The following is a 22,195-nucleotide window of genomic DNA, read 5'->3' on the forward strand; positions in this document are numbered from 1 at the left end:
GGGGAAAATGTGAAAGATAGTATTTTTGGAAAAGATTTAAAAGAATGTGAAACCCTGATGGTTGACCGTAAAGAGCCAAAGTATCGAGGTGGCCAGCTATTTCAATGGCTTTATGAAAAGAAATGTGAAAATTTTAATGACATGACGAATTTTTCAAATAATCTGCGAGAAAAATTAGCGAAAGATTTCGAATTGAATCATGGCAGAATTGCCCAGATACAGGAAGATCATCACGACGGGACAAAGAAATTCTTAATCGAACTTTGGGATAAACAGTTCATTGAAACTGTTTTAATGCCATATCAGCATGGTGCATCACTTTGTGTTTCAACACAGGTAGGCTGCAACATGGGCTGTAAATTCTGTGCATCGACAAAAGGCGGAAAAATTCGCAACTTGACAGCCGGCGAAATTCTCGATCAGATATTTTTAGTGGAAAAGAATGAAAACATTCGAATTTCAAATATTGTAATCATGGGAATAGGGGAACCTTTTGACAATTATGGCGAGGTTCTTACATTCATTCGCGTCGCCAATGCCGGTTTTGGAATTGGCCAGCGAAAAATCAGCCTTTCTACCTGTGGCATCGTTCCGGGGATTAAGGCCTTAGCGAATGAGAATCTTCAGATCAATCTCGCCATTTCCCTTCATTCCGTTTTTCAAAATCGTCGCCAGGAATTAATGCCCATTGCCGGTAAATATGATTTGGATACATTACTGTCAGCCTGTCGGGAGTATTTTGAGAAAACGGGACGGCGCATTACCTACGAATATTCGGTAATGGATGGATTCAATGATCGTGATGAGGATATCGATGGGCTGGTCAACCTTTTGAAGGGATCACAAAATCATTTAAACCTGATCGGGCTGAATGAGATCGATGAAACGCCTTATAAAGAGAGTAGCCGGTTGAGCTCTTTTTTCAGAGAATTGGAAAAAAGAGGAATAAATGTTACGATGAGACGCAAAATGGGGAGAGAAATTGATGCGGCTTGTGGTCAACTTCGAAAAAAAAGATATGAGGATAAGGTGAGTATATGAAATGTGCCTATGGATCCAATGTTGGGTCACTAAGAACGGTGAATCAAGATGCCTATTTGGCAGCAACCATAAAAAACATTGATCGGATTTCTTATGTATTTGCAGTGGCTGACGGATTAGGCGGTCATCGCAGTGGAGAGGTTGCAAGCAAAACGGCAGTCGATTTTATAAAGAATAATTTATCCAGAATCCGCAATTATTTTGACTCGGAAGAAATGATGTCATTCGTAAAGGATATTAATCTGGAATTAAAAACAATCGGGGATGATGAACCAGCTCGCCTGGGGATGGCAACCACCCTGACCATGTGCATTGTGGACGGCAATCAGTTGTGCATCTGTCATGTTGGTGACAGTCGCGCCTACAGCATTACTGACGAAAAAATAGTCCGATTGACAAAAGATCATTCCCTGGTGCAGATCCTGGTGGATGAAGGAAAAATAACTCAGGAAGAAGCAGAAATTCATCCTCAGAAGAATGTGATTACAAGGGCGTTGGGGACGGATAATTCAGTTAATGTTGATTTCTATCGTTACTACATTGAACCTGATGCGATTTATCTGCTATGTTCAGATGGCCTCTTTAATATGGTTTCGGATAACAATATTAAAGCAATTGTACTTGAAAATACTTTAGAAGATGCAGCCAAAAAGCTCATCGATTTAGCAAATATAAATGGGGGAAAGGATAACATAACAGTGGTGTTGTTCAGACCTTTAGAAGGAGTGGCAGATGCTCAGTAGAACACTTGGAAAGCGATATGAAATTGTAGAACTCATTGGACGAGGCGGAATGGCCTATGTTTACAAAGCACGAGATCTTAAACTTAATCGTTACGTTGCGGTAAAAGTACTCCGGGAAGAATATACAGAAAACGAACAGTTCATTAAGAAATTTGATCGGGAGTCCCAGGCAGTTGCCTGTTTGTCCCATCCCAATATTGTCGGCGTATATGACGTCGGCGTTCAGGATAACATCTATTATATTATTATGGAATATGTGGACGGCATTACCCTGAAACAATACCTCATGAGAAAAGGCCGTCTTGATTATGTCGAAGCAACGCGATTTGTGATGGATATATCGAATGCTCTACGATGTGCTCATGAAAATAAAATCATCCACCGGGATATCAAGCCGCATAATATCTTGCTGACGCGGGATTTGGTTCCTAAAGTGGCCGATTTTGGGATTGCCAGAGCCATTACCAGTTCAACCGTCACGATGACCAATCAAACCATGGGCTCAGTACATTATATATCGCCGGAACAGGCCCGCGGCGGATTTGTTGATGAACGTTCCGACCTCTATTCACTGGGAATTCTATACTACGAACTATTGACCGGAAAGCTTCCGTTTGATGAAGAAAATACAGTAACCATCGCGATTAAACATATTCAGGAACAGATTGTGCCGCCCAAGGAATTGGAACCCAGAATCCCGGAAAGTGTTAATCAAATTGTTTTAAAACTCACCCAGAAAAAACCGGATGATCGTTATCAGAATACGGATGAGCTCATGGAGGATCTGGAAATAATTCTGGAGAATGCCAATGTCGCTGCCGGAGACGGTAAAATGCTGATGAATGGGAGCAATGACACGCATATTATTCGCGAAGGACTGTTCCAGGTGGAAAATACCGGCAGTCATGAAGCCGTTCACTCAGACGAAGAGGAGGACGATGATGACTATTATTATGAGACGCCAAAAGAAACAGCGTCAAGAAAGAAAAAACGTAAAATTGCGTTGTTTTCGGTCCTGGCGGCGGTTGCCCTGATTGCACTGGCAACTGTAGCCTATTCCTTCTTTTCCGGAAAAAACGTCAGTGTCCCGGACATCAAGGGTAAAACAGTCGCTGAAGCGACGACGGCGCTCCAGAAAGTGGGATTGAACCTGGAGGTTGAAAAAGAAGTTTATAACGCTGATGTTGCAACCGGGCTGATTATTACCCAGAATCCGGAGAGTGCCACTGAGTTGAAATCGGGAAAAACGGTAAAAGTGACCGTGAGCCGCGGGGTGAAAACGGGGACTGTACCGAATGTGATTGGAATGAGTGAAGCAGAAGCAGTTAAAGCGATTGAAGCAGCAAATTTTGTGGTTGGGGAAATAAAGCGGGAATACAACAATAACTACAATTCTGATATTGTCTTCCAGATGAGTCCGACCGGCAATACAACCGCGAACGAAGGGACAAAAGTCACCATTTCTGTCAGCAAAGGTGAGGATGTTTTGACAGTCACAAGTGTTGTCGGCCAAACCGAAACAGATGCCAAAAACACCATTACCAATGCGGGATTGAACGTTGGCACCGTAACCTATGAAGCCAGTTCAGAATATGCCGAAGGAATGGTCATCAAACAGACACCGAGCGATGGAACTCAGGTTGCCCGAAATTCCAATGTCAATCTTGTGGTCAGCAGCGGAAAAATTACGACCCAGAAGCTGAGCATCAGCCTGAGCGATTATATTACAACAACGCCGGCCAAATCGGTTAAAGTAAAGGTCGTTTTATATGCGAACGACAAAAGTGAAAAGACAATTTATGAAGGATCGAACATGTCAAATGACACTTTCTCGGTTAATGTCGAAGGGGTTGGCCGTCAGATTTACGAAGTGTTTATTGACGGCACCAGTGTGGGAACAGATTATATTGATTTTTAATAGCTGATCGCGATACTGCCGTGAGCTCCGCTGCCAGTTTACACGAAACACTTTTTACATTGTACGGCGGACAGTTCTCCGAACTGTTCGCCTACACGTTACAAAATTGTTTGTGTAAACTGACAGCAAAGCAATGATTGTTCAGTAGTTTAGAAATTTGCAGTTGCCTAATGATTCTTAAAACAAGGAGATGTGATATTTGATATCAGACAAAAAAAAGATTGGAAAAATAATAAAAGGAATCGGCGGATTCTATTATGTAAAAACTCAGAGCGCTGATGAAACTTTGGAATGCAAAGCCAGAGGTGTATTAAGGCATCAAAAAATCATTCCAACTGTTGGCGATGAAGTAATGATTCAATCGGATAATCCGGGAGAATGGATGATCGAAGCCATTCTCCCGAGAAAAAATATTTTTGTAAGACCTCCTGTGGCCAATGTTGACATTGGCCTCATTGTTTTTTCAATGAAAAATCCAAAACCCAATTTGTTGCTCTTGGATATGCTGCTGATCAGTTCGGAAATCCAAAATGTGGAACCGGTTATCTGCTTTACCAAAAGAGATTTAGTCAGTGAAAAAGAGGAAGCGGCATTAAGAGAAATATACGGAAAAACCCCGTATAAGCTGTTTTTTTTCAGCAATGATGATTATCCGACAATGGATGAAATCACCCGCAAGATAGGCGGTAAAACCGCTTTTATGGCCGGGCCATCGGGCGTTGGAAAGTCAACGATGGCGAACTACCTGTGTGCAGATCAGACCATGGAAACCGGCGCGCTCAGCATGAAATTAAAAAGAGGAAAGCACACGACCCGTCATGTTGAACTGCTGGAGACGAAAAACGGGGGATTTTTGCTTGATACACCGGGCTTTTCATCATACAAAATATCGGAAATGATCAAAATGGATGAGCTGAGAGAGTATTTTCCGGAGTTCCCGAGAGGTGAATGCCGGTTCAAAAGCTGCCTGCATAAGGACGAACCATCATGTTGTGTAAAAGAAGCCGTGAACAACGGCAACATCAGTGCCGTCCGGTATGAACACTATCTGAGCATGCTTGAGGAAATAAAAAAGGAACAAATCAGATGAAAGTGATTATTTTTTCAAATGGAGAATACCGAAGCCTGGCATTCTATGATGACTATCTGAAAAAATTCGATCAGCCGTATATTATTTGTGCCGACGGTGGAGCAAATGTTGCGAAAGAGCTCAATATTGTGCCGGATATTATTTTAGGTGATATGGATTCAATAACCGAAGAAACAACGGAATTTTATCGCAATGTGAAATGTGAACGTCATCCGGTCAGAAAAGACGAAACGGATACGGAACTCGCCATCACTCATGCAATTGCCTTGGGGGCATCGGAAGTCACGATTTTGGGCGCATTGGGATCGCGGTTGGATCATAGTCTGGGAAATATATTTTTATTGACACGCTTTCTGGAAGCCGGCATAAAAGGAAAAATTGTTAACGAAAAGAACCTGATTCTGTTAATCAATGAGAATGAAACCTTTGAATTTTCGATTGGCACGGTGATTTCTTTATTGCCAATCGGCGGCGATGTGGAAGAGATTAACATCAGCGGTTTTGAATACCCGATTGTCAACGGGCGGATGACGATGAAAAATCCTTATGGGATCAGCAACGTCGTGACCCAACAGGAACAGAAGATTTCTTTTGCAAAGGGGATGCTTCTGGTTATTATTTCTGAGGACTGAAGTATTTATGGAAAAAAGAAAAAAGAGCCTTGTAAAAAGACTCTTTCGCTATTTCCCCGAAAAGGAAGGAGACTACGCTCTTTCGACTTTTCCGGATCTTAAACAACGTGTGCAAACACTGACGCGTTGTGGAGTACCTTCAACTACAACTTTAACTCTTTGCAAATTGGGTTTCCAAACTCGTTTATTGTGTTTATTTGAATGACTAACCTGGTTGCCTGAAACAACGGTCTTTTTACATACAAAACATTCTTTAGCCATGACATAACCTCCCTTACGCTTACCTTTTATAAAACAAAATGTATTATATCATGAAAAATAAAAATAAAGCAATAGAATTTTTGACTTAATGGATATAATTATGTAAAATAGAATGAGAAAAAAACAGAAGGAGTAAAATCGATGAAAATAAATAGTGATTTAGGATATATTGATATTACACGAAAAGCCATCGCAGACATTGCCGGAAATGCAGCAATGGAGTGCTATGGTTTGGTTGGAATGGCTCACAAACGCGGAAAGGATGGTTTGATCGAAATTCTTTCAGGGGAGCAGGCAAACAAGGGCGTCGGCGTAAAAATCGAAGACGATCGTTTGATCATTGATCTTTATGTTATTTTCGAATATGCCATAAAAATATCAGTCGTTGCGGAAAATATCATTTCCAATGTTAAATACCAGGTTGAAAAACAAACATCCTTGAAGGTGAAACGAATCAACGTAAATGTCGTAAGCGTGCGTGTGTAAATGGAGGACAGAATGAAAACTCAGACAATTGATGGTGAGATGCTTATAAAAATGTTCCGGTATGGTGCCAGGAATTTGGAAATCAACAAAAAAATTGTGGATGAACTGAACGTTTTTCCAGTTCCTGACGGAGACACCGGAACGAATATGTCATTGACATTCACCCATTCAGTCTCAGAATTTGATAAAATAGAAATACTGAATGTATACAGCGTTGCGAAAACCGCATCATCGGGGGCACTTATTGGAGCACGCGGGAATTCAGGTGTTATTTTATCCCAGTTACTGCGTGGCTTTGCTGAAGGCTGCAAAGGTCAGGATTATCTTGATATCGAACTGCTGGGGAATGCCATTAAGTTGGCATCCGATGTGGCTTACAAGGCAGTCATGAAACCGACGGAAGGTACAATTCTCACTGTTGCCCGGGAGATGGCTGAGTTTGCGATGGCAAAAATAAATGAGTATGATGAGCTTGAAGCCTATCTGTCTGATGTGATTAAGCAGGGGAAAGCGACACTGCAAAAAACGCCGGAAATGCTGCCGGTTTTAAAAGAAGCCGGGGTGGTGGATGCCGGTGGCCAGGGCCTTATTTGCATTGTCGAAGGTGCCTTGAAAGCCTTGATGAACGAAGAACTCGGCGGGGAGATGGAAATCCACTTGAGCAGCGGGGATAAATTCGTCGATGATTCGTACATGAAACCGGAAGACATCACCTTTGGCTATTGTACGGAGTTCATTATAAAAAACGCTTCCGCAGTGGATGACGTTGAATTGAGAGAATACTTCAACACGCTGGGAGATTGTGTCCTGGTGATTAAGGACGACGCCATCATCAAGGTCCATCTGCACACCGACCATCCGGGTCTGGCACTGGAACGCGCAGTCAGTTTGGGCAGTTTAACCAGGTTGAAAATTGACAATATGCGGGAACAGTTTGAGGGAAAAGAGACGAAAAAAGAAGAACCGCCGATCCCGTACGGCTTTATCGCAGTTTCACCGGGTGAAGGATTAACAAAACTTTTTAAAGATCTCGGTGTTACGCGGGTCATTTCTGGCGGGCAGACGATGAATCCGAGCACACAGGATTTTTTAAATGAAGTGGATCAATTAAATGCAGAAACGATTTTTATTTTCCCCAATAACAGCAATATTATTATGGCGGCCAAACAAGCCAGCGAAATATCAGATAAACGCGTTCATGTGATTCCATCAAAGACGATTCCCCAGTGCATCGCTTCGATGCTGGCTTTTTCTCCGGAAGCGCAGCCGGATGAGAATGATCAAGCGATGACGGCGGCAATTGCAAATGTGGCCACCGGAGAAGTAACTTATGCGGTCAGGGATACAAAAATTAATGGATTGAAAATCAAAAAGTCGGATGTCATTGGTATTACCGGCGGGGAAATCAAGTTTACCGGCAAAAGCATCCAAAAAGTGACCGAAGATTTATTGAATGCGATGGTCGATGAAGACAGCGAACTCATTTCGATTTATTATGGAAAGGATGTTTCAGAGGATGAGGCGAACGTTTTAGCAAACGAAATCTCCGAAGTTTTCGAAGACTGTGATGTCGAAATTCATGAGGGGGGCCAGCCGCTTTATTATTACATTGTATCGGTGGAATAGCCGGGATATTTGCTCAATGAAATGAGGACATTGCCATGAATTGGGAAGATTCACTCACCAACATAAAAGGTGTTGGACCCAAAAGAAAAGAAGCCCTGAAGAACCGGGGATTAGAAACGGTTGGCGATCTGTTGAGTTTCTATCCCAGAAAATACATTGATCGCAGTGTTCTGGGATGCCCGGACAGTATCTCGGAAGAAGCGGAAATATCCATCCGGGCGCGGGTAGCAAGCCGCGGACGGGTTCAGCGTATTCGCGGAAATCTGACCATTTTTACATTGCCGCTATTGTGGGAAGATAAAAAAATATCAGCGGTGTTTTTTAACCAGCCTTATATAAAAAAGGCCTTAGAGGAAGACCAGGAATACTTTTTTTATGGAAAAATTAAAATTACCGGCAGCGCGACGAAGATAATCAATCCACAGTTTGTGTCGGCAGATAATCCCGGAAATTTCTTTGAGCTGACACCGGTATATTCACATATTGCCGGAATCCCGAATAATGCCATTCAGAAGATGGTGCTGCAGATTTTTGATGATGACCTGAAAATAAAGGATCACCTACCGGAGTCGATCAGAAAATCAGAGCATCTGCTGAGTATCAAATCGGCATTAAAAGTCATTCATTTGCCCAAATCGCCAGAGGAAGTGCTAAGGGGAATCGAGCGACTGAAATTCACTGAAGCACTTAAAATTAATATGGGAATCATGTCAAATTCCTTTGATAAAAAATATTCGGATATTGTCATTACCGCCTTTGATGGAATAAACCCAGTGATGAACCGGCTGCCGTATGAATTAACAAAGAGCCAGCTATCCGTAATCGATGATATGATCGCAGATATTAAAAGTGGTCAGGTGATGAATCGTCTGGTTCAGGGAGACGTAGGTTCCGGAAAAACCGTGATTGCCATTATTGCTGCATGTTTAATGGCACAAAATGGCTATCAAACAGCCTATATGGCGCCCACCGAGATATTGGCGCAGCAGCATGGACGAAGCTTTAAGGAATTGCTGGACGGGACCGGCATCAGCGTTGAAGTGGTGACCGGGAGTATCAAAGCGAAGGAAAAAAAAGAAATTCTTGAGCGGGTAGCAAACGGCGAGGTATCAATTGTCATTGGCACCCATGCCCTGATTCAGGAAGCAGTGGACTATTATAATCTTGGTTTGGTGATCACTGATGAGCAGCATCGCTTTGGCGTGAAACAACGGAGCCGTCTGTCATTAAAAGGAAATCAGCCCCATACCATGGTGATGAGCGCGACGCCGATTCCGCGAACCTTATCGCTGATTCTATATGGCGATCTGAATGTTTCCTATATTGATGAATTGCCCAAAGGCCGAAAACCCATCAAGACCTATTGTTATGATGAAGCTTCATTTCATAAAATTGTTGGTTTCCTGGAAAAGGAAATGCAGAAAGGCCGGCAGGCCTTTGTTATTTGTCCTTTTATCGAAGCCTCGGAGGAAATGGAGGAAGTGAGAGACACCGAGACCGTCTATGATCAGCTGCAGGAAAAAATGAACCGGATATATCGGCTGGGCTGTCTGCATGGGCGTCTCAAAAACGATGAGAAGGAATCTGTCATCACGGCGTTCAATCGCGGCGAAATTGATTGTCTGGTGGCCACCAGTATCATTGAAGTAGGAATTGATGTGCCAAACGTGAGTGCGATGGTGATACTGAGTGCTGAACGCTTTGGTCTTTCGCAGCTTCATCAGCTACGCGGTCGTGTCGGCCGTGGAAAACATCAGTCTTATTGTTTCCTAGTCACAAATTCAAAAAGCAAAGAGACGTTGGCTCGAATGAAAGTCATTGTTAATAACAGCAGCGGTAAAACAATCGCCGATGAAGATTTCCGGCTCAGGGGGCCAGGCGATTATTTCGGATTCAAACAGCACGGGCTGCCTAAATTGGGCCTGCTTAATCCCATGGAAGAGCTTGCATTGATCAATCGGACTAAAATAATTGCGGAAGCAATTTTCCAGTCAAACGAAAAAGAGATGATGAATTTTCGAGACGAAGTGCTGCAATCATTTTATCGGGATATTGAAGAAGTTTCATTTACATAGGAGGAAAAATGCGTGTAATAGCAGGGGAAAAGCGTGGAAAAAAACTGATCAGTATCTCGGGCGACCGGATCCGGCCAACAACGGACAAAGTAAAAGGGGCAATTTTCAACAGTCTGCAGAATGACGTGAGGGCAGCCAAAGTATTTGTGGATCTTTTTGCCGGGACCGGGGCAATGGGAATTGAAGCCATCAGCCGTGGCGTTGAAATGGCCTGTTTTTTTGATCTGTCGGCTGACAGCATCGGGATTGTAAAAAAAAACCTGGCTCTGACCGGTTACGAAGCCAGTGCGAAAGTATTCAATTTATCAGCCGAAAAAGGTCTGGAGTGGTTATATCAAAATAAAATAAAAGCTGACATCATCTTCATGGATCCACCATATGCCAAAGGCGCGGAAACAATCGGGCTGATTGAAATGATTGCGGAAAAAGAAATTCTTTCGGAAAATGGAAAATTAGTGATAGAATCAGAAAAATCTGTTATAATGCCAGTAGTAAAAAAGAATATAACGTGTTACAAATCAAAAAATTATGGTATCACGACAGTTAGTTATTATACTAGGGAGAATTATGAGCGAGAAAATTGCAGTTTACCCCGGGAGCTTTGATCCCATAACAAAAGGCCATCTTGATATGATCGAGAGAGCAGCTAAAATATTTGATAAAGTGATTGTTTGTGTCATGGTTAACAGCAGCAAGGAATACCTTTTTACCCGTGATGAACGGGAACAGCTAATTAATGATTGTATCGCTGAAATGAAAAATGTCGAAGTTGATTCTTATGACGGACTCCTCATCGATTATGTGAAGTTAAGAAATACCAATATTATTGTCAAGGGGCTTCGGGCCTTTCTGGATTTTGAATACGAGTTTCAAATGGCATTAACAAATAAGCATCTTGATAATGATATTGAAACAATGTTTATGATATCAAGCAATAAACATTCTTATTTAAGCTCGACTTTAGTTAAGGAACTTGTTAAATTTCAAGGGGATGTCACAGAGTTCCTCCCTAAAAATGTTGAAAGAGCGATGCAAAAGAAATATGAGGAAGGATATATAAGATGAGGGTTATCGACTTATTAGCGGAATTAGAAGAAATTGTGGAAAAAGGAAATGCCGTTCCTTTTTCAAGCAAAGCTTTGATTGATCCGGAAGAAATTATCGAGATCATTGACGAAATTCGGGATTCACTGCCTGAAGAATTGACGGAAGCAAAAAAAATTGTTGCTGAAAGAAAAAAAATAATTTCCACCGCCCAAAGTGAAGCCGAGCACATGAAAGCGGAGGCGGAAAAACGCCTTAAAGAATTGATTGATACGAATGAGGTTACAAAAACGGCAACCGCGCAGGCCAATGAAATAATGCGAAATGCCAATGCCAGTGCGAAAGCCCTGAAAACAGGAACACAGAATTATACCGATAAACTGCTGTACAGTTTTCAACTGCAACTCAAGGAAATGAATGAGAAAATTGAGCAAAATCGCAGAGAATTAAAAAACATGAAATAAAGGGAAAGAGACGGGGGTTGTGTGATGAACACGCCCTCTTTTACTCTTATCTACTAAAATAAACGAGGTTAATATAAATGATTGAAGTTGGTAAAGTACAAACACTGAAAATAGAACGGCTGACAGCCATAGGGGCATATTTATATGACGGACATGATGCCAAAAACGCCGTACTGCTGCCAGGAAAAGAAGTGTCGAAGGATGCCCGGGTAAATGATGAGATCGAGGTTTTTGTCTATCGTGATTCAAGTGATCGTTTGATTTCAACGACGCGTCGCCCCAAAATTCAGTTAGGTGAGTTTGCCGCATTGAAAGTCGTGGATATCACGAAGGTGGGAGCATTTTTGGATTGGGGTCTGGAGAAGGATCTGTTGCTGCCCTACAATGAACAGACACTTAAGGTTCATAAGGGCAGAGAATATCTCGTGAATCTATATACTGACAAAAGTGACCGTCTTTGTGCGACGATGAAGATATATCCGCTCTTAAAGGTCGGGTCTACGCATAAAATCGGCGAATGGGTAGAAGGCTATGTCTATCAAATCAACCCGGAAATTGGAGCATTTGTGGCGATTGAGAATCTTTATCACGGATTGATTCTGATGAAAGATACCAACACGGACATTCACTGCGGCGAAAAGGTTCATGCCAGAATATCGGAAGTCAGAAATGACGGAAAACTCGTCTTAAGTCCCAACAAGAAAGCATATAAAGAAATTCCCAAAGATGCGTTGACGATTTTAACAAAACTCAATGAAAGCAAAGGCGTTTTGCCCTTCAACGATAAAACCGATGCAATCATCATCAAAAAAGAACTGAATATGAGCAAAAGCTCATTCAAGCGAGCTGTTGGCAAATTGCTGAAAGAAAAGAAAATCCGGTTAACGGAACGGGGTATTGAAAAAAATGGAAGATAAGAAATCTCAAGTCGTTGTCATGGGATGTGAATCCTATGACACGGGACTTGTTTATGAAAAATTAAAAACTGCCATTGGTCTGTTAGGTGGAATTGAAAAATTTATAGACAAAGATGAGAGAATCTTAATCAAACCCAATTTGCTGCGTGGCAAAAACCCGGAAGCGGGAATTACAACCCATCCTTCCGTGTTTGAAGCGATGGTACGAATAGTAACGGAACAGGGCGTCAAAAGACTGTCTTACGGAGATTCTCCGGGTTTTGGTTCGCCATCAAATGTCGCCAAAGACAGCGGACTTTGGGAAGTTGCAAAAAAATATGAGCTGCCTTTAGACGAGTTCAGTCATGGCGAAACGGTGGATTATTTATTGGGAGCGGTGACAAAACGCTTCGAAATTGCCGAAGGTGTTTTGGCAAGTGACGGGATCATTAGTCTTTCCAAAATGAAAACACATGGACTGACCAGGATCACCGGCGCGGTAAAGAACCAATTGGGCTGTGTTTACGGTTTGAATAAGAGCATGTCCCATGCACGCTATCCCGATGCGGACAGTTTTTCGAAAATGCTGGTGGATTTGAACCGATACCTTAATCCCAAACTGCGTCTTTTTGTGATGGACGGTATCGTTGCGATGGAGGGAAACGGACCGGCATCGGGAAATCCACTGCCGATGAAGGTTCTGTTGGTATCGGATGATCCGGTCGCGCTTGATGCGACCTTTGCCAGAATGATCGACCTGGATCCGAATTTGGTGCCGACGATTGTAAACGGTGAAGAAATGGGACTGGGTAATGCTTCCGAAGACAGGATTGAGCTGCTGGGTGATCCCTGGGAAACTTTTTTCAATCCCAACTTTGAAGTGGTCCGGATGCCCGATGCGGATGATGATGTTACGTCCAAATTTGCTTTTTTTGCTCAAATAAAAGATCTGCTGATCCAGAAACCAGTCGTTGATAAGGAAAAATGTATCGGTTGTGGGATTTGTGAGCAAAGCTGTCCGTTGGAAAAAAAGGCAATAAAAATGGTCCAACGAAAGCGCAGGAAGTATCCCCTTTATTTTTACAATCGCTGCATTCGCTGTTACTGCTGTCAGGAAATGTGCCCAGCTGGCGCAATTTCCGTCAAGACGCCAGCATTGGGGAAATTAATGCTCTATAAAAAATGAAACGTCTGGTCGGATCTGTTTTTTTAGTGATGATAAATATTTGCTGAAGAAATAAAAAAAACAAGCATGTTGACGGACAAAAAGAAGAAGTTTTAACAAAAAAAATATATTGACAAGTCACATCCAATTTTATAAGATAATTGTTAATACTTAAAAAAGGAGTGATTTCATTGTTAGCATCAAAGTTAATTTTAAAATGTCTCGAAAGAGAAAATGTTGAGTTTGTGTTTGGTTATCCAGGAGGTGCACTGCTGCCTCTTTATGAAGCATTGAGAACATCTCCGATTAAACATATTTTAGTGAGAAACGAACAGGCTGGTCCGCATTATGCAAGCGGATATGCCCGGGAATCAGGACGAGTAGGAGTCTGTATGGCAACTTCCGGTCCCGGAGCCACCAATCTGGTTACTGGTATTGCAACTGCTTATCTTGATTCCATCCCGATTGTAGCCATTACCGGACAGGTCAACCGTGATTTGATTGGTACTGATGCATTTCAGGAAGCCGACATTACGGGAGCAACTGCTCCATTCACAAAACACAGTTATTTAGTAAAAGACGCAGCGGATATTCCCCGAATCATCAGAGAAGCATTTTATATCGCTTCTACCGGACGTCCGGGCCCCGTGCTGATCGATATTCCCAGAGATGTTCAATTAGAAAATCTAAAAACGGGATTGACTTATGACAAGGTCGATATCCTGGGATACAAACCAAATTTAAATGGACATAGCGGACAAGTAAAAAGAGCCATCAAAAAAATAAAAGAAGCCAAAAAACCGGTGATCTATGCCGGTGGCGGGGTTTTATTGGGCCACGCTGAAAAGGAACTGATGACATTTGCAGAAAAAAATGATATGCCTGTCATTACATCCCTCATGGGGATCGGTGCTTTCCCGGAAGATCATCCATTATATAGTGGAATAGTCGGGAGTCACGGGTTTGAATTTTCAAATTTTGTCATGAACGATGCCGATCTGATTATCAATATCGGTGCCCGGATGTCAGATCGGGGTACCTCGAAACTGACAAGTTTTGAAGAGAATACCGATTTTATTCATATTGACATCGATCCGGCAGAAATCGGGAAGAACATGGAAACGACAATTCCCATCGTCGGAGATGCAAAAACCGTTCTGAATGAATTACTGGCTAAAGACACATCAGGGGATCACAGCAAATGGCTCGACGAAATTAAAAAAATAAAGCAGGAGCATCCACTGGTTTACGATGCCGATCCACCCTGCAGCGAAATGATCAATCCCAAGGTGATGTTCAGATCGATGTCGGAAATGACATCGGATGATTCCACGCTGGTTGCAGACGTTGGACTGAATCAGATTTGGTCAGCGTTGTATTACCGGATCATCAGGGAACGAAAATTTTTCACTTCCGGCGGACTGGGGACAATGGGATACAGCATTCCTGCTGCCTGCGGGGTATGCTTTGCGACGCTCGATCATCCCAAACAGGTTTTTGCTGTTTGTGGAGATGGAAGCTTTCAGATGAGCATGGGAGAATTGGGCGTCATCGCAGAACATCAGCTGAATGTCAAGATTATTTTAATCACCAATACCAAACTGGGAATGGTTAGACAACTGCAGTGCGATGTTTTCGGAAAAGGGCATTACAGCGGAACGGATCTTAATTTTGATATTGATTTTATGAAGTTGGCAGAGGCTTATGGCATTAAAGGCTACAAGGTCGATAAAAATGAAGATTTTAACAAGGTATTGCCGGAAGCGATTAAACACCAGGGGCCGGTACTGATTCAATGTCAGGTACATCCGGATTTCATTAGAATATAAGGAGATTGATATGGAGAAAAAAACTTGTTTGTCATTGCTGGTTGAAAATAATTTTGGAGTGCTTAGCCGTATTTCGGGACTATTTGCAAGACGTGGATATAATATTGACAGCCTGACGGTTGGCACGACCGAAAATGCAAAATTCTCACGGATCACCATCACTGTTACCGGTGATGAACAAATCTTAACGCAGATTAAAAAACAATTAAACAAACTCATTGATGTGATTACGGTAATCGAATTGAAACCAGAGGAATCCATTACCCGTGAGCTGGTATTCATAAAAGTAAAAGCGGATGATACCAATAGAAACCAGATCGTTGAAATCTCAAATATGTTCAGAGGCAACATCGTGGATGTGGCCAGAGAAAGCCTGATTGTGGAAATAACAGGAACCCGGGACAAAATTGATGCCTTTTTCAATATGGTTGAACCCTACGGTATTCTGGAATTCATCCGGTCAGGGGATACCGGTTTGCAACGTGGCGCCAAAGTGCTATCATTCTAACAGATTTTATGCAAACGGCCGTGTAACGGTCGTAACTTTCACAATTACCGAAACCTGAATCAAACAAGGAGGTTGAATCGTGTATAAAATTACCGCAAAACGGTTATTGGCTCCCAGTATCTATCTGATGGATGTGGCAGCGCCGAGAGTCGCAAAATCAGCAAATCCGGGACAATTTGTCATTGTTAAAATGGATGAGAAGGGCGAAAGAATCCCCTTGACCATCTGTGATTATGATAAAATTGCCGGCACGGTAACGATCGTGTTCCAGACGGTGGGCGCCTCAACTAAAAAAATGGCGTTACTGGCAGAGGGTGATTATTTCAGCGACTTTGTCGGGCCACTTGGCCAGCCTTCCGAATTCATCGAGGAAAACATTGAAGAATTAAAGCAGAAAAAAATCATCTTTGTCGCCGGGGGAGTTGGTGCGGCACCGGTCTATCCCCAGATCAAATGGCTGCACGAGCATGGCATTGCGGCTGATGCGATTGTCGGCTGCAAATCAAAAGACTATCTGCTGCTGGAAAAAGAAATCAAAGCCGTTGCCGGAAAACTCTATGTTGCGACCGATGACGGCAGCTATGGGTATCAAGGTTTTGTAACCGATTTGTTGAAAGACCTGATTGAGAAGGAAGGCCAAAAATACGACCTTGTCATTGCCATCGGACCGATGATCATGATGAAATTCATCACGCTGCTGACCAAACAATACGGAATTAAAACCATTGTCAGCATGAACCCGGTGATGGTGGATGGAACCGGCATGTGCGGCGGCTGCCGACTGACTGTCGGCGGAGAGACCCGCTTTGCCTGTGTCGACGGGCCGGAATTTGACGGCCATCTCGTTGACTTCGATGAGGCGATGAGACGTTCAACACAGTATCAGACTGAAGAAGGCAGAGCGGAAATCGAAAGACAGGAAAAAGAAACAGGGCATGTCTGCAATCTGGGCCTGGGGGAGCATAATTAATGGAGATAAAGAAAAGAGTCCCGGTCATGGAACAGGCCCCGGAAATTAGACGGACAAATTTCGATGAAGTTTGTCTAGGCTACTCAGAAGCAGAGGCGGTTGAAGAAGCGAAACGTTGCCTACACTGCAAGAAACCGCTGTGCGTGACCCAGTGTCCGGTGTCGATCAACATTCCCGATTTTATTGAACATGTCAAAGAGCGTGAGTTTGAAAAAGCGGCCCGAGTGATCGCCGAATCAAGCTCGCTTCCCGCCGTCTGCGGCAGAGTCTGCCCCCAGGAAATTCAATGCGAGGGACAATGTGTGCTGGGAAAAAAGGGCGATGCGGTCGCCATCGGAAAACTCGAACGCTTCGTGGCGGACTGGTCACGGGAGAACAACATCGACCTGAGCCAGACGCTGCCGAAGAATGGCCGGAAAGTTGCGGTGATCGGTGCCGGACCTTCCGGACTGACCTGTGCCGGTGATCTGGCCAAACTCGGCTATGAGGTCACCATTTTTGAAGCCCTTCACAAAGCCGGTGGCGTGCTCGTCTACGGCATACCGGAGTTCCGGCTGCCCAAGGAAACCGTTGTCCAGCATGAAGTGGATAATGTTAAAGCGCTGGGCGTTAAAATAGAAACCAACGTCATTGTCGGGCGAACCGTTTCCGTCGATGAGCTGATGCAGGAGGAAGGCTTTGAGGCAGTATTTATCGGCTCCGGCGCCGGACTGCCGATGTTTATGAACATACCAGGAGAAAACAGCAATGGCGTCTTCTCCGCCAATGAATACCTGACCCGAAGCAATCTGATGAAGGCCTTCAAGGAAGGGTACGATACCCCCATCAAAGCCGGAAAAAAAGTGGCTGTCGTGGGCGGCGGCAATGTCGCCATGGATGCGGCCCGGACGGCGTTGAGGCTCGGCGCAGAAGTCCATATTGTTTACCGTCGGTCTCAGGCTGAGCTGCCCGCCAGAGCGGAAGAAGTCCATCATGCGATTGAAGAAGGTATCCATTTTAACCTGCTCTGCAATCCGGTCGAAATTCTGGCTGATGAAAAAGGCTGGGTTAAGGGCATCCGATGTATTCGTATGGAATTGGGAGAGCCGGATGCGTCCGGAAGAAGACGGCCGGTCGAAATACCGAATAGTGCATTTGAAATTGAAGTGGATACCGTCATCATGGCATTGGGAACCACGCCGAATCCCCTGATTTCTTCGACAACCAGAGGCCTCGAGGCAAACAAGAAAGGCTGCCTGATCGCAGCAGAGGAAACCGGAAAAACGACGCTGGAAGGCGTGTTTGCCGGCGGCGATGCGGTTACCGGTGCGGCGACTGTGATTCTGGCCATGGGTGCCGGCAAGAAAGCCGCGGCGGCAATCGCTGCCTACCTGAAAAATAAATAAAGATAGTTGATTCTGTTTTATCTGTAAAACCACAAGTAAGTCGCAAAGCGTACTTCTTGTGGTTTTGTGTTTGATCAGCGGGATTAAAATTTTATGTAGGTATTAAATAACCGGGTCTTTTGGTATAATAAGTAATGAAAATGGAAAAAAGAGAGGAACAGAGATGAAAAGCATACTGATTGATGGAAACAGCCTGATTTATCGTACATTCTATGCCATTCGAGAAATGTCAAATTCTAAGGGCGTACCCACAAATGCCATTTATGGCTTTGTTAATATACTGGTTAAAATTCAGGAGGAGTATCAACCGGATTATCTGGGCATTGCCTTTGATTTAAAAGCCCCGACTTTCCGACATTTAGCCTATGACGATTACAAGGGCGGGCGGCACAAGATGCCGGAACTTTTAGAAGAACAGTTTGCGATTCTTAAACAGCTCCTGATCAAAATGGACATCCCCATTCTGGAACTGGCAGGTTTCGAGGCGGATGATATTATCGGAACCCTTGCGATGATCGGAGCTGAGAAGGGTTATCAAACTGAAATCATCACTGGAGATCGGGATGCTTTTCAATTGGTCGGCCCAAATGTTAAAGTTCTGTATACCAAAAAGGGCATCTCTCAACTGGAAGCAGTCGATGAAGCCTGGATACAGCAGGAATACGGTCTGACGCCGAAGGATCTGATTGAACTGAAAGCCCTCATGGGTGACAAATCCGACAATATACCGGGTATTGCAGGCATTGGTGAAAAAACCGGTATCAAGCTGATCCAGAAATATCAAACATTGGACAACCTGTATGCGCATATTGATGACGAGAAGGGTAAGCAAAAAGAAAAACTGATTGCCGGAAAAGAAGCGGCCTATAAAAGCCGAATGCTGGGAACTATTAAACTGGATGTGCCATGGGATGGTGATTTTAAGGAACTGTCTTTTCATAATATTTTTAATGCCGAAAGCATTGAAATGCTCAAAGAACTGGAATTTAAAAACATCCTTTCGCGAATCGATCAAACAGACACGGTCGAAACCATTGAAAAAGCGGTGGGATTTCAATGGATCAAAACAGATCAGGAACTGGCGGAGCTGTTAGCCGTTTTAGCAGCAACTGAAGAAGTGACCATTTATTACCATCAGGAGGAAACGGGAGTTTATCTGGCAATGGAAATTGAGAACCGGTATTACTATTTGAATGCTCAAGTGGTCGAGAAACTCAAATTCTTTGAAAAACTCCTCAGCCTCAAGAATGTCACAACGCTGGAAATTACCAGTCAGGATCTCAAGAATCTGATTCATATTTTTCACCAGGCCGGGATTACAGAAGTCAACGAAGCGTTTGATACTTATGTGGCCACTTATCTGCTCAGCCCCGGTGACCAGCGTTATGATTTAAAAACGGCGGCCTATAAATATTTGAGCCGTACGATTCTGGATGATGAAGAGATGTTCGGGAAAGGAAAGAAACGGGTTAAGGCTTCCGAACTCGATGAACAGCTGCTGGCGGATTATTTTGTCAAAAACTGCGAAACGGTGAAAAGCCTCAAAACGGTGCTGGAAAAAGAACTCGATGAAACGGGAATGATGAGCTTATTCAAGACCATCGAAATGCCGCTGCTGGAAGTGATGGCATCGATGGAGGAACTTGGCTTTAAAATCGACCGGTCCCAGTTGGAGGTCCTCTCGGGAGATTTTGAGAGCAAGCTGAAAGGTCTGACCCGGGAGATTTATGAGCTGGCAGAAACGGATGAATTCAATATCAATTCGCCTAAACAGCTGGGCGAAGTATTGTTTGAAAAATTGAAACTGCCGGTCGTCAAGAAAACGAAAACCGGCTATTCCACCAATATCGACGTACTGGAACAGTTGATTCATTTTCATCCCATTGTTGAGAAAATCATTGACTACCGCACGCTGTCCAAGCTGGATTCAACCTATGGACGGGGATTGATGACGTTTGTTGAACCCAAAACCAATAAGATCTATTCGACTTTTAATCAAACGGTGGCCGCAACCGGTCGGTTGAGCAGTTCGGCACCGAACCTTCAGAATATACCGGTCAAGACAGAAATGGGCCGGGAAATCAGACGGGTCTTTGTACCATCGGATGCTGATCATATTTTAGTGGATGCGGATTATTCTCAAATCGAGCTGCGGGTACTGGCCCATCTTTCGGGAGATGAAAACCTCATCGATGCATTTAAAAAAGAACAGGATATTCATACCCGTACAGCATCAGAAATATTTGGTGTTCCGCTGGAGGCGGTATCGCGAACCCAGCGTGGTCAGGCAAAAGCCATCAATTTCGGCTTGATTTACGGAAAGCAGGCCTTCAGCCTCGGAAAAGAGCTGGGCATTTCAAGAAACGAAGCTCAGAATTATATCGACCGATATTTTGCCCGGTATCCCAAGGTACAGGACTACATGGGAAATGTCAAAAAACAGGCGAAGGAAGATGGTTATGTTACTTCGATCTGGGGAAGAAGACGTTATATTCCCGAGATGAACTCCAGAAACGGCATACTCGTTCAGGCTGGCGAACGCATGGCGTTGAATACGCCGATTCAGGGCAGTGCGGCGGACATTATCAAACTGGCCATGATCAGGGTCTACAATCGCCTGAATGTGGAACAGTTGGAAGCGGAGCTGATTCTGCAGGTGCATGATGAATTAATCATCGACACCCCCAAAAATGAGCAGGAACAGGTGGAACGTCTGATCAAAGAAGAGATGGAAGGGGCAGCTCAGTTAAGTGTACCGATCACGGTGGACGTCAACAGCGGGGCATCCTGGTACGAGCTGAAATAAGGGAGTTTTAGATGAAAGTAATTGGCATAACCGGAGGAATTGCATCCGGAAAGTCCGTCGTGACCAATATATTGCAGAAACGCTTCAACTACATTGTCATCGATGCGGATCAGCTGGCGCGACAGGCGGTTGAGCCAGGCAGTCCGGGGCTGAGAAAAATTGTGGCGACTTTCGGAGCGTGCCGCCTGAACAAGGAAGGAAGCCTGGATCGTGGCCTGCTGGGAAAAATCATTGCCGAGGATGAAGCGGCGCGAAAAAAGCTTAATGCCATTGTTCATCCGGAAGTCAAAAAACTGTATGATGAACAGCTCAGGTCGATAGAGCAGATCGGGATGCCGATTGTCTTCTATGATTGCCCGCTGCTTTTTGAAGCAAATCTGCAGGCTGAAGTGGATGAAATCATGCTGGTGGTAGCGGACGAAGCGATCCGCATCGATCGCATCATCGAGCGGGATGGCGTTTCACGGGAGCTGGCCGAAAAGAAGATAGCGATGCAGATGTCAGACGCTGAGAAGATAAAGCGGTCCGATGTCATCATCGAAAACAACGGCAGTCTCGATGATCTGCTGGTGGCGCTGAATGTCTATTTCACCAGGCGAAAACTCTTTGTGGAGGACAGTGCGGAGTAAAGCTGATAAAAAAATCAAAAATTTGATTGATCTTTTCCATTCATTCCATTATAATAGGAAAGCAGGATAAAATTCTGTGATTAACGCGAGGGTGGTGGAACGGCAGACACGCAGGCTTGAGGGGCCTGTTGCAGCAATGCAGTGAGGGTTCAAATCCCTTTCCTCGCACCATAAAAAAGAACTGAGAGCCAATTGCTTAAGCAATTGGCTTTTCTTTTATTTTCACAAACTTCTGTTTCTTGTGGTTGAAATCCGCTTTATGCCAATGAAAATAGCGATAAACTAAGCGATGCGTCGGGCAATTTCTTAAGACTTGCATTAATACGTCGCTTCTAAAAATAGTATTTGACAAAAATACGTAAATCATTTATGATTTAAATAATTTAATAAATCTTCAAACCGTTGACGTGGAGATAACGGTGTATCGTGCAGTTACAGAGAGCGAGGAAGGCTGAGAGCCTCGCACAACGCAGAACATCAAATGGACCACTGAGGGCGTAGTCAAAGGGAATCATCAATGATTGATTTCTGAGTATTCTACGACGTGACGCATACGTCAGTTGCGAGGAATATGATAGTATTCTGCAGAGTGTACAGGGGATTTCTCTGTAAATGAAGGTGGTACCG

At 43.8% G+C, this 22,195-nt stretch carries 20 protein-coding genes and 1 tRNA gene; 20 read left to right on the forward strand and 1 reads right to left on the reverse strand.

From position 1 onward, the window contains the following. The first annotated feature begins 9 nt into the window (after nucleotides 1-9). The 5 genes from rlmN to GH808_RS09875 all read left to right on the forward strand — a co-directional run bounded on the left by rlmN (nucleotide 10) and on the right by GH808_RS09875 (nucleotide 5,424). On the forward strand, nucleotides 10-1,041 hold the full coding sequence (rlmN, locus tag GH808_RS09855; RefSeq protein WP_186842613.1) for a dual-specificity RNA methyltransferase RlmN: 1,032 nt from the start codon (nucleotides 10-12) through the stop codon (nucleotides 1,039-1,041). Beyond that, complete coding sequence (locus tag GH808_RS09860) at nucleotides 1,038-1,784, forward strand: Stp1/IreP family PP2C-type Ser/Thr phosphatase (RefSeq protein ID WP_186842614.1); 747 nt, start codon at nucleotides 1,038-1,040, stop codon at nucleotides 1,782-1,784. Before rlmN ends, GH808_RS09860 begins: the two co-directional genes overlap by 4 nt. Then, nucleotides 1,774-3,702 carry a Stk1 family PASTA domain-containing Ser/Thr kinase gene (pknB, locus tag GH808_RS09865; protein WP_186842615.1) on the forward strand — a complete coding sequence of 643 codons (1,929 nt, stop codon included), beginning with the start codon at nucleotides 1,774-1,776 and terminating at the stop codon, nucleotides 3,700-3,702. Before GH808_RS09860 ends, pknB begins: the two co-directional genes overlap by 11 nt. A 199-nt stretch (nucleotides 3,703-3,901) precedes the next feature. Beyond that, a complete protein-coding gene (gene rsgA, locus GH808_RS09870) occupies nucleotides 3,902-4,792 on the forward strand; it encodes a ribosome small subunit-dependent GTPase A (RefSeq protein ID WP_207722302.1) in 891 nt (296 codons plus the stop codon). Further along, on the forward strand, nucleotides 4,789-5,424 hold the full coding sequence (locus GH808_RS09875; RefSeq protein ID WP_186842616.1) for a thiamine diphosphokinase: 636 nt from the start codon (nucleotides 4,789-4,791) through the stop codon (nucleotides 5,422-5,424). Before rsgA ends, GH808_RS09875 begins: the two co-directional genes overlap by 4 nt. Nucleotides 5,425-5,496: 72 nt before the next feature. Here GH808_RS09875 and rpmB read toward each other — a convergent pair whose 3' ends face one another. Beyond that, nucleotides 5,497-5,685, reverse strand: a complete 189-nt coding sequence (gene rpmB, locus GH808_RS09880) for a 50S ribosomal protein L28 (protein WP_186842617.1) — start codon at nucleotides 5,683-5,685, stop codon at nucleotides 5,497-5,499. A gap of 141 nt (nucleotides 5,686-5,826) precedes the next feature. Here rpmB and GH808_RS09885 point away from each other — a divergent pair, with 141 nt between their 5' ends. From GH808_RS09885 to GH808_RS09955, 15 genes are all read left to right on the forward strand, one after another. Further along, the gene (locus GH808_RS09885) at nucleotides 5,827-6,171 is read left to right on the forward strand and encodes an Asp23/Gls24 family envelope stress response protein (protein ID WP_186842618.1); all 345 of its coding nucleotides are present in this window, start codon (nucleotides 5,827-5,829) and stop codon (nucleotides 6,169-6,171) included. Nucleotides 6,172-6,183: 12 nt separating this feature from the next. Beyond that, entirely contained in the window at nucleotides 6,184-7,797 is a 1,614-nt protein-coding gene (locus GH808_RS09890) for a DAK2 domain-containing protein (protein WP_186842619.1), read from the forward strand. Between the two features lie 35 nt (nucleotides 7,798-7,832). Next, complete coding sequence (recG, locus tag GH808_RS09895; RefSeq protein ID WP_186842620.1) at nucleotides 7,833-9,872, forward strand: ATP-dependent DNA helicase RecG; 2,040 nt, start codon at nucleotides 7,833-7,835, stop codon at nucleotides 9,870-9,872. Between the two features lie 8 nt (nucleotides 9,873-9,880). Next, nucleotides 9,881-10,477 (forward strand): 16S rRNA (guanine(966)-N(2))-methyltransferase RsmD, encoded by a 597-nt coding sequence (gene rsmD, locus GH808_RS09900; RefSeq protein ID WP_186842621.1) that lies wholly within the window; start codon nucleotides 9,881-9,883, stop codon nucleotides 10,475-10,477. Further along, on the forward strand, nucleotides 10,440-10,937 hold the full coding sequence (gene coaD / locus GH808_RS09905) for a pantetheine-phosphate adenylyltransferase (protein ID WP_186842622.1): 498 nt from the start codon (nucleotides 10,440-10,442) through the stop codon (nucleotides 10,935-10,937). Before rsmD ends, coaD begins: the two co-directional genes overlap by 38 nt. Beyond that, on the forward strand, nucleotides 10,934-11,380 hold the full coding sequence (locus GH808_RS09910) for a hypothetical protein (RefSeq protein WP_186842623.1): 447 nt from the start codon (nucleotides 10,934-10,936) through the stop codon (nucleotides 11,378-11,380). Before coaD ends, GH808_RS09910 begins: the two co-directional genes overlap by 4 nt. A 77-nt stretch (nucleotides 11,381-11,457) precedes the next feature. Further along, nucleotides 11,458-12,297: a CvfB family protein gene (locus GH808_RS09915; protein ID WP_186842624.1), complete on the forward strand. Its 840-nt coding sequence runs from the start codon at nucleotides 11,458-11,460 to the stop codon at nucleotides 12,295-12,297. Then, on the forward strand, nucleotides 12,287-13,462 hold the full coding sequence (locus tag GH808_RS09920) for a DUF362 domain-containing protein (protein WP_186842625.1): 1,176 nt from the start codon (nucleotides 12,287-12,289) through the stop codon (nucleotides 13,460-13,462). Before GH808_RS09915 ends, GH808_RS09920 begins: the two co-directional genes overlap by 11 nt. A gap of 170 nt (nucleotides 13,463-13,632) precedes the next feature. Further along, on the forward strand, nucleotides 13,633-15,270 hold the full coding sequence (gene ilvB, locus GH808_RS09925) for a biosynthetic-type acetolactate synthase large subunit (RefSeq protein ID WP_186842626.1): 1,638 nt from the start codon (nucleotides 13,633-13,635) through the stop codon (nucleotides 15,268-15,270). Nucleotides 15,271-15,280: 10 nt separating this feature from the next. Then, entirely contained in the window at nucleotides 15,281-15,778 is a 498-nt protein-coding gene (ilvN, locus tag GH808_RS09930) for an acetolactate synthase small subunit (RefSeq protein ID WP_186842627.1), read from the forward strand. Nucleotides 15,779-15,857: 79 nt separating this feature from the next. After that, complete coding sequence (locus tag GH808_RS09935; protein ID WP_186842628.1) at nucleotides 15,858-16,748, forward strand: sulfide/dihydroorotate dehydrogenase-like FAD/NAD-binding protein; 891 nt, start codon at nucleotides 15,858-15,860, stop codon at nucleotides 16,746-16,748. After that, entirely contained in the window at nucleotides 16,748-18,133 is a 1,386-nt protein-coding gene (gltA, locus tag GH808_RS09940; protein WP_186842629.1) for an NADPH-dependent glutamate synthase, read from the forward strand. The genes GH808_RS09935 and gltA overlap by 1 nt, the downstream gene beginning before the upstream one ends. A gap of 163 nt (nucleotides 18,134-18,296) precedes the next feature. Continuing rightward, nucleotides 18,297-20,939 (forward strand): DNA polymerase I, encoded by a 2,643-nt coding sequence (polA, locus tag GH808_RS09945; protein WP_186842630.1) that lies wholly within the window; start codon nucleotides 18,297-18,299, stop codon nucleotides 20,937-20,939. An 11-nt stretch (nucleotides 20,940-20,950) separates the two neighbouring features. After that, nucleotides 20,951-21,568, forward strand: a complete 618-nt coding sequence (gene coaE / locus GH808_RS09950) for a dephospho-CoA kinase (protein WP_186842631.1) — start codon at nucleotides 20,951-20,953, stop codon at nucleotides 21,566-21,568. A gap of 85 nt (nucleotides 21,569-21,653) precedes the next feature. Further along, nucleotides 21,654-21,739, forward strand: a tRNA-Leu gene (locus GH808_RS09955). Nucleotides 21,740-22,195 lie beyond the last annotated feature (456 nt).

The sequence above is a fragment of the Acetobacterium fimetarium genome, from assembly GCF_014284475.1.
GTDB lineage: Bacteria > Bacillota > Clostridia > Eubacteriales > Eubacteriaceae > Acetobacterium > Acetobacterium fimetarium.